Origin of the sequence: Candidatus Sysuiplasma acidicola (assembly GCA_019721035.1) — an archaeon.
GTDB classification, from domain to species: Archaea; Thermoplasmatota; Thermoplasmata; order Sysuiplasmatales; family Sysuiplasmataceae; genus Sysuiplasma; species Sysuiplasma acidicola.
In genome coordinates this window covers 105,747-118,532 of the sequence record JAHEAA010000002.1, presented here as the reverse complement: position 1 = coordinate 118,532, position 12,786 = coordinate 105,747, and the positions used below count along the sequence as shown (strand labels likewise).

Genomic DNA, 12,786 nt, shown 5'->3' with positions numbered 1-12,786 from the left:
TTTTGGCATATAATAGGCTTTTTGAACCTGATATGGAATCCAAGAACTGTTGTCTATTATCTTATTAATATTCATGTCTGTATTCTAATATAAAATCACGATTGTATTCAATTATGTAATCAGATTACTATTCAGATGACGATATGACTATATACAAATAGTGTCAGATTCTGATTTTTCTGAATTCAATTTCCACGCCCTGCCGGTATCCGATAAGATGCTTGGCATTGCCGCCGGCGACAGCAATCTCGATGTTGCCATGGGAGCCAATCAATACCAGTGGTTCTCCGTCCTGCTTGTCGGCGTAAGTGCGTGTGAATTCTATTACGTCCTCAAAATCTCCACAGGTCACCTTCAACCTTTGACCGACTGAAAACAGCCTGCTAAATCTTGTACCGTTGAGATTTGTAATCACGTTTCCAAAGGCATCCGCATAAATACAAATGCCGGATATGCCTGAAGGAATGAATCTAACTTCCCCGATATCGATCTCTCTGTAAGACCTGACTTCTCTGCCAACTTTCTCGAACGCGCCTCCGGCAGAAAGATAGGCGGCCGCAGGCGCAAATACATCCCGTCCATGAAATGTGTTTGAAACATTTGAAATATCCAATTTTCTAAAATCAATCTCTCTGACGCTCATTCGGCCGCACTCCTTTGCAGCAGGGATGATCAGCCCATTGTCTGGGCCAACAAAGAAATGTTTACCCGACTTTACTGCAATCGGTCTCCTTGTCCCGCCCACACCAGGATCTACCACAGCCATATGGACGGAACCGTCAGGAAAATAGGGTACAACGCTCTTAAGAACGAAAGCACCTTCAATTACCGACTGGGGGGATATATCATGTGATATATCCACGATATCGGCATCCGTCCTGGAAAGTATGACACCCTTTACTGCGCCGACGTAGCCACCGAGTGTCCCGAAATCGGTAAGCAGCGAAATCACCGGTCTGCCATGGAACCGGGATGCAGCGCGATTGTCCGTTATCCGCACTTCAAACAGCATGGAATGGTTTTGTGGCGTAATAAGTTATGCGTGCCGGTAGCATAGAACGTCATCGCAGCTTAACTGCAAGAGCCTCTATTTCCACTTTCGCCCCCCTCGGGAGGGCGACAACCGAGACTGTTGTTCGTGCTGGCCGGTGTGTGCCGAAATAGGCGCCATACAATTCATTGACCTTTCCGAAATCATCCATGTTCGTCAGGTAAATTGTAGTCTTTGCCACCTGGTCGCGCGTAATGCCTGAAGCCTTCAGCACTTCCTCCATATTGGCAAGACACCTTGTTGTTTGAGCTTCGACGTCGTCAGATATAAGTTTACCTGTCACAGGATCCAGACCTATCTGGCCAGAGCAGAAAACTATGCTTCCAGAATCGATTGCCTGGGAATAAGGTCCAATTGCAGCAGGAGCATCATTCGTACTTATACTATTCAGAGACACGATATCACCGTCCGTGATATGGCGGCACGGGCACAAAAAAGATTCCATTAAGCCGGTCTCGCTCGGCGGAGAGATTTGGACATTGGCTAACTGCGCTTCACTGCATCCATAGTACTCTCCTCTCCGGATTGTGTGTTTCAGCACTCGCCGAGACTCCATAACAGTTTTGGTGCCGCTAAAAATCATTCGTGCGGGAATGGTGCAATTGTTCTAAAGGGAGGAAAGGAAAAATATTGAAAGGAAGAGGTTTGTAATCGGTATGCACCGGTGTTCAAACTCAGAAATGTATCTTTTGTGCCATCCTGTTGAAGAGACTTCCGGCTTTCCTGGTGTGATGCACCTTAGCCGACTCCTCGTTTGCCCTTTCAATGGCAACAAGATCAAGGTAGTTCTTTCGTCTGTTACTATTCTGTGTGCTTGAATTTAGTATGAGCATATCCCACATTTTTCTTCACATCCTAGTTTATTTTCAGAATAGTCCTAAAAATATTTGGTATATAAGGATTAGTATGAAAATTATTCAGTTGATAACGAATAGATGTAAAAAACGACTAATAAAAGGAAAGATTTATCCGAAGAAAATAAGGTATAGTGACTAAATGGATGAAAAAGATATACTAATACTCGAACTGCTTCAGCGGAATTCGCGTACCTCTCTCAAAGAGATAAGCCGGCAGGTGAAGCTGGCTGCGCCTACCGTTCACGAACGTGTTCAATCGTTGATGAGAAAAGGCGTCATTACCGGTTTTACGACGCTTGTGGATCCAAAAAGTGTCAATCTGGACATCACGGCGTTCATCATGCTCTATTTCAAGACTGGCGGATCCCTTGGTGATCAGAAGGTGGTTGATCTCATAAACAGCATTGGCGACATCGAGGAATGCCATCATCTGGCCGGCGACGAGGATTTGATCATAAAGGTCAAAACGGAAAACATGGCGACGCTGGAGGATATAATCCTCAGGCTTTCCAGGTCGGGCCACTTCAGCAGAACCAAGTCAATAATAGCACTCTCCACAATAAAAGAGAGCGCGGCTCTGAACCTTTCCCATAAGATGAGGGAGATTGAAGAACAGCATCAGGTGAAAGAGAACGAGTGACGCGCATCATGGCGCCATATTGCTATCGTTCTCACAGATCCGGATTGGAAACCATGAACAACGATACAGTAAACAGAACCGTTTCGGCAGGTGCTGATGTTCATCAGTACCCTTATGAGTTTAATCAGGAGATAAGGCGCAGGGCGCGCAGCGTATCGTCAGAACTGTTGTGGATGTCAGTCGTGTCGACTGCGGTTGAATTATCATTGCTGTTTTTCATTACATTTGCTGGCCCGGGAAAATGGATAGCTTCGTCGCTCGAATATCTGTCATGGTTTCCGAGGGTCTGCATCTTTTCGTCAACCATTGTTCTGCTGTTCTACGCTGTCGGCATGCCGTTCGCTTACCGGATTCATGGGATAAGGAAGAGATACGGCATAGCGACTGCAGGCACCGTCAACTGGCTGACGGACAGTCTGAAGGCATTGTTAATTTCCATGGTCTTCATTACTGGAGCGTCAACGCTGCTCTTAGCGTTAATAAGCCTGTCGAATCTCTGGTGGTTGCTCGCAGCAACAGCCTACGTACTCTTCACAGTGACATATTCCCGTTTTTTCCCTTTCCTTGCGCTCCGTTTCTTCTATCGCATTAGACCCCTGGAAGATGGTGAAGTGAGTCGTAAAATAATGGCGCTGCTCAAGTCCCTCTCACTCGACCGGATGAGCATTTACGTGATTGATGAAAGCTCGAGATCCACGATGGCCAATGCATTCGTTGCCGGCATAGGAAAGAAGAAACGCATCGTGCTCTACGACAATACAATCCGCTTTTTCACGCCTGAAGAGGTTACCTGCATAACAGCCCACGAACTGGGCCACTATCTTGCCGGGGACAGTTGGAAGTCATGGGTGTCGAACGTTCTGATGGCCTACATTTCCGCATTACTTCTTTATGCCGTCTACAGTCTCGCGCTTCATATGCATTCACTCTATTCCCCGACTGATCCATATGTCCTTCTGTTGTTCTCGATCACACTGAGTATCACCGGAGCAGCGTTGACTCCACTGACAAACTACATTTCGAGAAAGAGAGAGCGATGTGCAGATCTTTTCTCACTCAACGCATATCGCAACCCGGTAGCATTCATTTCTAGCGAGAAAAGGCTGTGCGACCTCAACCTGATGGACGACGATCCAGGCACGATCAGGAAGATACTCTTTGCCACGCACCCGTCGACGGCTGAGAGGGTCAGAATGGGCGAAGCGTGGCGTAGTTCCGCCGAAGCGGCAAAAGAAGGTTGAAATATGGAGAAAACGCTCATTCCCCCGAAGGGGTAAAAACGAAGGAATTTGCCGTTCTCCTAAATGATAAAGACGGTGGGCTAGCCGAGCTGACAGACACACTCGGGAACAGCGGCATTAACATAATTACGCTGACGATGAGCAGCTCGCGCAATTCAAGACAAGTCAGGCTGATCACATCTGACGAACTGACGTGCAGAGATATGCTTAATCACGGCAAGTATGAGTTCACGGAAGATGAAATCATAACTGTTGTGATCGATGACAAGCCCGGATCTCTGGCAAAGATTCTAAAAAAGCTGGATAAGTCAAGGGTAAAGGTGAATTCAACATACATAATCAACAAGAAGGACGGCAGAGTCGAGTTTGTGCTCGGTCTGGATAATCCTGAAGAGGGAAGGAAACTGCTGTTCAGAAAGCTGGGGCTCGACAGCACCCTTCAGGCGGTAAACGACTGACCGCAGCTGCAGGTGCTCTTTGCGTTCGGATTAATGAATGTGAATCCTGAGCCCTCCAGGCTGTCCACGTAATCTATTTCGGTCCCTTCCAGATAAGCCGCACTCTCCCGGTCGACGACTATGTTAACCCCTGCCTTCTCCAGCTTGAAGTCGTTGAGCATGTCCGCTTTGTTCTCAAAGCTGAGACCATACTTGAAGCCGCCACATCCTCCTCCGGCCACGTAGACCCTGAGGAAGACCTGCTTGTCATTCTCCTTTGGCATGAGTGTTTTAACCTTCTCTATGGCTTTTTCTGAAATTGTGACATCGAACATGTGAATCACTATCTTTGAATTGCCACACTTGGTATTTAAGCTTATTTTCTTTCGACTCTGTCAGGCTGAGTGTCATCCTCTGGCAGAAGCTGCTGCTACTTCCATATCGTCGACTCAGAGGGACTGTGTGACTGGGTAATAGCGACTAACTGTCAGCAGCATTTCGTTCACCATTGACAAGCACAACCTTGCCTGTGTGTCTAGACGCCTCAACATAATCCTGAGCTGCTGCGGCTTCGCGCATCGTAAACACCTTGTCCACGACAGGATCAAGCTTCCTGCTGAATATCAGGTTCATGACTGTTTCAAAATCGCCAGGATCGCCCATGGTGGATCCGGTGACCTGCAGCTGCTTCCAAAATATGAATGACAAATCCATCGAAACCTGGCCACCGGAAGTCCGCCCGTAGTTGACCAGTCTTCCACCCTTGACAAGAAGGCGCATGTTGTCGTTCCAGAGTGCCGAACCAACGGAATCGATGATAATATCAAATGGGCGACCTCCTGAAGCCGTGTAAGTCTTGGCCCATCCTTCTGGCTTCTCGGTGACAATGATTTCATGGGCACCTATTCTGCGCAAGATGTCTGTTTTGTCCGCTGACCTTGTCGTGGCGACGACGTACGCGTCGAAGAGCCTAGCGATCTGTATGGCCGCAGTAGATACCCCACCGCTTCCTCCGGTGACAAGAACTCTGTCGCCAAACTTCAAACCAGCTCTGGAAACAAGTGAATGCCACGCCGTGATGTAGACGAGGGGGGCTGCAGCGATTTTTATGAGGGGATAATCATCAGGAACGCGTTTCAAATTCGAGGCAGGAACTGCGACGTACTCCGCATAAGCGCCGTTTATATGCTCACCGAGAATGACAAAACGGCCGCACATTGTAACTCTTCCCGAAAGGCACTCAAGACATCTCCCGCAACCAATTCCGGGATTAATCACAACCCTCTGTCCGGGTGCGCAGCCAGAAACTTCACCTCCCGCTTCAATGATGCGACCCACGGCATCGCTACCCGGTATATGCGGCAACGGCAGCGAAAGTCCTGGAAAGCCTTTCCTGACAGCAATGTCGAGCCTGTTGACGGAAGTCGCCTCGACCTGAATGAGCACTTCATGCCGCCCGGGAGACGGCATGGGAAGGCGGCCGGACTCCAGAACATCAGATTCGCCGTGCCTTCTGAAATAAACAGCATACATATTCCCTGTATGATCAGACGATGCAGTGCCAGACACGCACCTGAATACCGTTCACATCATTAGTCTTTTGGCATGACAACAGCATGATAAATTTGGACACGAAACTTCGGATTTCGTTATGCTGTCAAACGCTTGAACCAAAATACGGATATAAAGTGCAATGCTAAATAAAGAACATGACAGAAGGAATAGCAGACTCGTACATCACTTCTGATGGGGTGCGAAATGAGAAAATTTGGCTGGCGGCGGATTTCCGGGAATCTCTTCTTGCCGAAGGCATCAGGAAGGCGGGAAGCGTCAACCAGTTAGGAAGGGTATTGGGATACAGATCCAGAGTTCATCCTGGATGGAGTGTAAGGCAATTGATGAACGGGGCGCAGCCATTCACAATGGACCGTCTCGCAATATTGTGCAATTATATAGACTATCCACTGGATGAAGTGCTGAGATATCGCGTTCCGAGACGTAGAGCGCTGAACCACCAGAGCATGCTGCCTACATCTCAGCATCTCTGAATGATATGCCTGCAGCTGATCCGGATCGTTTGCTCCTTGAAGAGCGGCTTTCTCCATCTGTTCCCGGCGAATAAAGCGATAAATCCGTATGACTCGATGCCACGAGCTCGTGTTAACGCCTGTTGTCAAATTCAAATGTTTCCTGCAACGGGCCCCTGCAACAGGCCCATTGACAGTTGAATGGTGAGCCTTCTTTCACGGCAAACGTTTTTAATTGGGTTAAATCTAACTTTGACCGGCAAGGATATGAATGAAGAAACAAGAAACGTAATAATCATCGGATCCGGTCCAGCCGGGCTTACTGCGGCAGTATACGCGTCACGCGCACTTCTCAGGCCGCTCGTTATTGCGGGCAGGACTCCGGGCGGGCAGCTAATGATCACGAGCGAAGTGGAGAACTACCCTGGCTTCCCTGAGGGGATACTCGGCCCAGAGCTCATGGTAAAGATGAGAGAACAGGCTGCAAGATTCGGTACGGACTTCGTGGATGACGACGTCAGTGCTGTAGACTTCAGCTCAAGACCTTTTAAAATCATGGTTGGCGATGATAGATATCTAGCGAAAACTGTGATTATAGCCACTGGAGCGAGCGCACTCTGGCTTAACCTTGAATCAGAAAAGAAGTTTATGGGAAAAGGCGTTTCGGGGTGTGCGACATGCGACGGTGCTTTTTTCAAGAACAGGGACGTTGCAGTAGCTGGTGGCGGAGACTCCGCCATGGAAGAGGCGCTGTTTCTGACGCGTTATGCATCGCACGTTACTGTAATACACAGAAGGAACAAGCTGCGAGCCTCCCCGTTTATGCAGAAGAAGGCAATGGACAATGAGAAAATCTCATTCATGTGGAACAGCGAAATAAAGGAAGTAACCGGTGACAAGACAGTCACGGGCCTTGTCGTAAAGGATATCAGCACCGGCGAAGTGAAAGACGTTTCAGTCGGTGGGCTGTTTGTGGCCATAGGCCACAGACCTAACACAGACGTGTTCAGGGGACAGCTGCCTCTGGATGAAAAGGGTTACATCATAATACATGACGGCAGCAGGACTGGCATTGATGGCGTTTTCGCATCAGGTGATGTGCATGACCACAGATACCGTCAGGCAATAACTGCCGCAGGAATGGGATGCGTATCCGCACTTGATGTGCAGAAGTTCCTGGAAGAAAACAACTGATGTGCTCAGGCACTCAGGGGAAGCATGATGGTCAGAAACGTTACATTCCTTCCCCCGACTTCGAGTGTGCCGATTGAGGCATTTCCACCATATCGCCGTGTGAGTATTGTGACAGCCATGAGGTCGACGTTGCCTCGCAGCAGCGTATCTATGTCGTCCACATGAGACATAACACGCGGAATGCTCGATTTGGGCACGCCCCTTGGTGAGATTGTTATCACCGCCGACTTCTGAAGTGCCGTTTCCTCACGAACGTCTATATCAAAACTATTCGTATCTTTCTGTATGCTGGCGAGAAGCGCGAGTGAATATTCGAAAAGGTTCGACAGTTGAGCGTCGCCGAGAACAGATTCATCCTTGCTGCAATTTATCGCCACATTGTATTCTCTGCCAGACTCCGAAGCAAATTTTTCTACGCCATCGTCTATTTCCTGCTTCAGAGGATGAACTCTGAATGCAAGCTCCTGAACATTGCCCTTGGCAAGACGAGCCAGATTGGAAAACGCATTAATCAGATTTCCCACAGTCTTTGATTGCGCGATGATGTTGTCGATGAGATGCTTGCTGACCTTCCCCTCAGTCCTACCGAGCAGTTCTGAAAAGGTCAGTATCGCCTGGTTTAGATCACCTATGTCATGCTCCATGATCTTGTTTATGATCTCCAGATATTGCGCGTATTCCTGGAGTCTTTTCTCAAGCGCATCCCGTTCAAAAACCACTCTCGCTCCATCGCTCGCATCTTTTATGGAATCAGGGAGTGAATTCAGGTATCCCGGCTCTCTCAGAACTAGCTTGACTGTTCCCCTGCCAAGGTGCCGCAGGTATTTCACGGGTTCGTCTGTAACAAGCACAGCAGGAACAGGAGAAGGTCCCTTCAGCAGTATTTCCAGAAACTCCTCCTCACTCTCCTGCAGAAAAGGTAGCTCGAGCACGGCGACAGTGCCGAAATTTATCGAATGCAGCGACAGCATAAGCATGAGTGGTGTCGAAGCCGATACATTGAGTCCTGGAACGGAAGAAAGCGCTTTCAGGTCTTCCTGGTTGTCAGACCCGCTCTCGCTTACAACCACCACGTCAATTGATGCCAGTTGAATCACCATCGGTGCCAAATATATCAGGCCGGTGTCTTTATAATTGTTTCTTCAAGGCTATTTTACCTGAAAACATGACAGTGCCGGTAATCCAGCCCCCGCCCACACTGCCACCGGCTGGCACACCGCGTAAATAATTACTATCGTGGTTTGACAGTGGCTCCCGAAGGTATGCCCGGGAATTTGAGCCTGTAGAGTATGGCAAATATGCCAAGCCTGCCTCTTCCTCTGTTCTCTGGCTCCTTGAGCCTCAGGAACATGAAAGATGTTCCAAAACGGCCTGCCACAATGATGCCGTAGACAATCGGAAGTGCGATCAACAGCGGATGGGTTTTAAGCATAAATTCCAGCATATAGCCTCCTGTGAGGGCGCCTGCGAAATAGACTGCACCGTTGAATCCGTTCATTATGGAAATGAACTCGGCACGATGGGTTTCCGGTGAAACGTCCATCAGGTATGACATCATGACAACATTCTGGATTGCCCCGGCAATACCGCTGTACAGCTCGAGAAATGCAAATTCATCAAATGTGTTGAATATGGCATAGAATAGCGGTATCGCGGAAAGCATCAGCCTGTTAATGAAAATCAGCGGCATCCTGTCCACACGATCCACAAATCTGCCAACGAGAAATTGCCCAACAATGGTTGAAACAAGCGCGATGACTGTCAGCAGCGCAATTGTTGGCAGGTCGAAATGCATGACTGAAACCATTGTTATCGGAAATATGGGCCACGCCATGGACCAGAAGAATCCCTGCACATTCATAGCCACGAAATATCTGTAAAAATAATCGTGCTCTTTCATGCTTGAAAATGTCTGTCGTATACTGCTTGTTAGGCGTGTTGCATGTTCCTTTTCACTTATCTGTGTGACCAGTATGGCAGACGCAACGTACGATACGGCTGCGGCGATGAATGGTATCTGTATTTCTCTTCTGGCAGAGCCATGAAGGACGAATATCATGACTCCAACAGCAAGAAGTGTTCCAACAGAGCCCACATTATTCAGGACGGACAGGAACCTGCCTCTCCTGCTGGAGGCGGTTATGTCTGCAATCAATGAGAACCAGTTCACCGTTATCATGGCTGCCACGAGTGAAACTGCAGCATATGTGATCACCAGCTCGACAGGCGTTGAAATGACTGCCATGAACAGCCAGAGTACGGCCAGGGCGATGCTGCCGAAGAACAGAAAGGGCTTTCTCCTTCCGAACCTGTCGCTGATCCTTCCCCACAGCAGCTGACCTGAGTTTGCTATAGAGTTTGCCGAAGACTGGAGCCAGCCCATTTCCGCTGCAGAGGCGCCGATTAGAACGCCATAAACTCCAACGAACATTGAAGCGGCGCCTGCACCCACCGATATCGCAAGGGTCCTTACCGCCAGGATGTAATCGTTTTTCATTTTAGCGTTTATCCTGTTTTTGCTCCCGGAGCACATGTAGCAACTTCTTAAGAATTGCGATTTATTTGACGAATGGCATCAGTCGCTTATCTGATGCGCGCTGTTGCTCCCGGCAGTGCGCAATATCCTCTTTGCAGCATGTCGAGCGATGAGATATCCGTCGGTTAGCGGCATCCCAACAGCTCGTAACCTCCCGTCGTCCGTCACCTCCGCCACGCTGTTCCTGCCCTGAATGACAGTACCACACACGCTTGCCCTTACACCCGCACTTGCGAGTTTGCGTACAATCTGCGGTACCCTCTCTTCTCTTGCGGTTAGTATCAGCGTTCCTTCACTGCTGCTTTCCAGGGGATTGAATCGTAGAAAGTCAGCCACCTTCTTGACATCTGAATCCATAGCGATGTTGTCAGGCTCGATGGTAAAAGACAGACCGGTCGCCTTTGAAAGTTCATGTAGCGCACCATAGATGCCGCGTTCGCTTGCATCATGCATCGCACTGACACCTCCTGCAGATGAGACAACGGCCGCTTCGTTGAGTGGCGAAAGCATGCGAATCTTCTTCCGCAATCTGGTCAATGTGCTCCCACCAACATTCTCCCGAAGAAGGTCGTCGAACTCGTAGGACAGCAGGATCGCTGTTTCTAGCGCAGGATATTTTGTGAGTATGAGCCTGTCCCCTGCCCTCATGCCTGTCGGGAGGATGAGATTCTCTTTTCTTCCTACTGCTATCGATGTGCCGGCACCGAGTATCGGTGCCTTGCAGCCGCCGTATCTGCCGGTGTGCCCGGTGACGATCGACATGTTCAGGGCCTTAGCCTCGGCGTGGAATACTCTGCTGATGGTGAGGAATATAGAGTCATCTAACCCAGGCGGAAGATTCCAGTCGAGTGCAAGATGTGACGGTGCGAGACCGGAAAGCGCGACATCTGTAACTACTATGTGAAAGGCAAACCAGGCAGCGTTATCGAGTTCCATTTGCTGATTGATGTAGATTGGGTCGGTGCTAATCGCAAGTACCCTTCCATTGCCGGTGTCGATGACGCCAAAATCTGCTCCAAACATCGGTCCAAGCAGCACATCCGACCGTTTGCTGCCCGTCAGTTTTGAGATGGATCTGAACAGCCTGTAGTCTGCCTTTCCCTGATCGTAGGGGTCATGACCGCCGTGAAGATCACGATTCTTTAACCGATGACTGGTTCGCCGCATATCACCACATATGTTTTTTAATAATCAAGCCAATCGCATCGTCCGATGTCAAAGCAGAGAGTGTCATCAGAACTCGCCATCAGTATAAAAGCATCGAGGACAGGTGATGTACCTTTGGAGATATATGATGCACTCTACTACTCCGGGAAATTCGAACCAATATATAGAATACAGGGAGACATGGTGCTCGGCGCTTACTTCAGCCCTGCTGGCAGCAGGGACAGCCGCCTGAGGAAGATTGGACACAGAATAATGAAGGAGCTCACGATTGAGGTTGAGCGGAAGCCACGCGGACAGGAAATCAGAATAGAGAATCTGATGCCGGTGTTTGAAGAAGAAAAGTCGTTCTACCGCGATCCAAGGGTAAGGATTTCATGTAAGTCGCAATCCGATACCAGGGGTGCTTCGATTACCGGGACAATCCTGCAGCAGCGTACGTTGCTCGAAGAAACCGAAAAAGTTCTGCTGCAGGTGCGCGATCTGAAGCCAATGGATGAAGCACGCTTGACGCTCACGCTTCACGACAGTGCTTTCGACGTAGCGCGGCTGAAGGAGGCAGACACAGCTCTGAAGAACAACGGCATGATTTCTTCTGCGTCAAAGAGGAGCTGGAGCCTTAATTTTAACAGATTGCTGCTAACCGACGTGGTCATTCCTGAACTGATCCAGGTGCTTTCGACAATGACAATACATGGCTAAGCCGCGCCCTGAGGTGCCAAGAGCGCACCCTTGTCTGGAAGCATGATTTCCAGCTCAGACAAATCGGCTATTTCACCACCATATCTGCCAGCAGAAAGTTCCGCCTGAATGTCAATCTCCCATGGATTATGTTGGCTCCCCCGACGGCTGTGAGCCACCGTCTTTCCAATCTCCTTTCTGCTCATCTGACTGCCAAGCACAACTTCATATATTCTGTTCAGTGACTGATCGGTTTTCAGCACTCTTGCCACTGTTTCGGCAAGCTTCTTCATCGGTGTAACGCACAGTCGTTCGGCACCCTTTCTGCCGATAAGTGAGCCAAGTCCGGCTGAGCCGATGCGTCTGAGTACTTCTTCATTGAGTGCATCAAGCATCAACCCTGATCTGAGAATCGTATAGGGAGCGCCGCTTCGAATTGCAGAAATCTCAATGTGCCTGTTTGCGAATGCCCAACTGTCGTTCTCCCTCTCTGACAGATTGACAGAACTGATGCCCACGTACCGTTCAAGGCGCTTTGCAACACATCTCGTAATGAGTATGTTGGAGAGCCTTTCGAATGCTTCCACATTGTCCGATGGCATGCTTCCAGTGTTCAGCGGAGATACGGCATTGACAACATACTTCACGCCATCAAATGCCTTTTCCGGTATGTCACCGCCCCAGGGGTCGCAGTAGAAAAATTCCACACCTGGCTTCCTGTCGATACGAGCCTCATCCTCCATGCGAATGAGGCATCTTACGTTGAATTCCGATTTCAGAAGCTCGTAGAAGAGTGTCCCGCCAATAATGCCTTCTGCCCCGACCACCAGAACGAGATCCGGTGGCTTTATTACCTGTCTGCCGAGCATCTGCGGAACGCCGCATTCAGCCATTGGTGGACCTGCCGGGTGACCGCTCATGGATTCTTTCCCTCGCCGATTTCAACCCCCATAATGTA

At 49.3% G+C, this 12,786-nt stretch carries 15 protein-coding genes; 6 read left to right on the top strand and 9 right to left on the bottom strand.

The features are described from left to right. Window positions 1–163: 163 nt before the first annotated feature. From KIS30_01525 to KIS30_01515, 3 genes are all read right to left on the bottom strand, one after another. Window positions 164–1,012, bottom strand: a complete 849-nt coding sequence (locus KIS30_01525) for an S-adenosyl-l-methionine hydroxide adenosyltransferase family protein (GenBank protein MBX8645427.1) — start codon at window positions 1,010–1,012, stop codon at window positions 164–166. Window positions 1,013–1,061: 49 nt separating this feature from the next. Next, window positions 1,062–1,496: a RidA family protein gene (locus KIS30_01520; protein MBX8645426.1), complete on the bottom strand. Its 435-nt coding sequence runs from the start codon at window positions 1,494–1,496 to the stop codon at window positions 1,062–1,064. A 229-nt stretch (window positions 1,497–1,725) separates the two neighbouring features. Then, on the bottom strand, window positions 1,726–1,884 hold the full coding sequence (locus KIS30_01515; GenBank protein ID MBX8645425.1) for a hypothetical protein: 159 nt from the start codon (window positions 1,882–1,884) through the stop codon (window positions 1,726–1,728). Window positions 1,885–2,047: 163 nt separating this feature from the next. Between KIS30_01515 and KIS30_01510 the strand changes: the two genes are divergently transcribed. From KIS30_01510 to KIS30_01500, 3 genes are read left to right on the top strand one after another with little or no spacing between them, the layout of a single operon-like run. Continuing rightward, window positions 2,048–2,548 carry an Lrp/AsnC family transcriptional regulator gene (locus KIS30_01510; protein MBX8645424.1) on the top strand — a complete coding sequence of 167 codons (501 nt, stop codon included), beginning with the start codon at window positions 2,048–2,050 and terminating at the stop codon, window positions 2,546–2,548. A gap of 53 nt (window positions 2,549–2,601) precedes the next feature. After that, entirely contained in the window at window positions 2,602–3,789 is a 1,188-nt protein-coding gene (locus KIS30_01505) for a M48 family metalloprotease (GenBank protein ID MBX8645423.1), read from the top strand. Beyond that, window positions 3,786–4,247 (top strand): hypothetical protein, encoded by a 462-nt coding sequence (locus KIS30_01500; GenBank protein ID MBX8645422.1) that lies wholly within the window; start codon window positions 3,786–3,788, stop codon window positions 4,245–4,247. Before KIS30_01505 ends, KIS30_01500 begins: the two co-directional genes overlap by 4 nt. Here KIS30_01500 and erpA read toward each other — a convergent pair. Both erpA and KIS30_01490 read right to left on the bottom strand, forming a co-directional pair. Then, a complete protein-coding gene (erpA, locus tag KIS30_01495) occupies window positions 4,229–4,561 on the bottom strand; it encodes an iron-sulfur cluster insertion protein ErpA (GenBank protein MBX8645421.1) in 333 nt (110 codons plus the stop codon). The two genes, KIS30_01500 and erpA, sit on opposite strands and share 19 nt — an antisense overlap. A 145-nt stretch (window positions 4,562–4,706) precedes the next feature. Next, window positions 4,707–5,795 (bottom strand): alcohol dehydrogenase catalytic domain-containing protein, encoded by a 1,089-nt coding sequence (locus KIS30_01490; GenBank protein ID MBX8645420.1) that lies wholly within the window; start codon window positions 5,793–5,795, stop codon window positions 4,707–4,709. Window positions 5,796–5,935: 140 nt separating this feature from the next. On the opposite strand from KIS30_01490, the gene KIS30_01485 reads away from it, so the two are divergent. Both KIS30_01485 and trxB read left to right on the top strand, forming a co-directional pair. Then, on the top strand, window positions 5,936–6,274 hold the full coding sequence (locus KIS30_01485; protein ID MBX8645419.1) for a hypothetical protein: 339 nt from the start codon (window positions 5,936–5,938) through the stop codon (window positions 6,272–6,274). Between the two features lie 246 nt (window positions 6,275–6,520). Next, window positions 6,521–7,447, top strand: coding sequence for a thioredoxin-disulfide reductase (trxB, locus tag KIS30_01480; GenBank protein ID MBX8645418.1), 927 nt, complete (start codon window positions 6,521–6,523; stop codon window positions 7,445–7,447). Between the two features lie 5 nt (window positions 7,448–7,452). On the opposite strand, the gene KIS30_01475 is transcribed toward trxB, so the two are convergent. The 3 genes from KIS30_01475 to KIS30_01465 form a co-directional block, all read right to left on the bottom strand. Then, window positions 7,453–8,547, bottom strand: a complete 1,095-nt coding sequence (locus tag KIS30_01475; GenBank protein ID MBX8645417.1) for a hypothetical protein — start codon at window positions 8,545–8,547, stop codon at window positions 7,453–7,455. A 131-nt stretch (window positions 8,548–8,678) separates the two neighbouring features. Next, on the bottom strand, window positions 8,679–9,944 hold the full coding sequence (locus KIS30_01470; GenBank protein MBX8645416.1) for an MFS transporter: 1,266 nt from the start codon (window positions 9,942–9,944) through the stop codon (window positions 8,679–8,681). Between the two features lie 78 nt (window positions 9,945–10,022). Next, window positions 10,023–11,150: an AIR synthase family protein gene (locus KIS30_01465; GenBank protein ID MBX8645415.1), complete on the bottom strand. Its 1,128-nt coding sequence runs from the start codon at window positions 11,148–11,150 to the stop codon at window positions 10,023–10,025. 45 nt (window positions 11,151–11,195) lie between these two features. Here KIS30_01465 and KIS30_01460 point away from each other — a divergent pair, with 45 nt between their 5' ends. Beyond that, entirely contained in the window at window positions 11,196–11,849 is a 654-nt protein-coding gene (locus KIS30_01460; protein ID MBX8645414.1) for a hypothetical protein, read from the top strand. Here KIS30_01460 and KIS30_01455 read toward each other — a convergent pair. Continuing rightward, a complete protein-coding gene (locus KIS30_01455; GenBank protein MBX8645413.1) occupies window positions 11,846–12,748 on the bottom strand; it encodes an NAD(P)H-binding protein in 903 nt (300 codons plus the stop codon). The two genes, KIS30_01460 and KIS30_01455, sit on opposite strands and share 4 nt — an antisense overlap. Window positions 12,749–12,786: the final 38 nt, after the last annotated feature.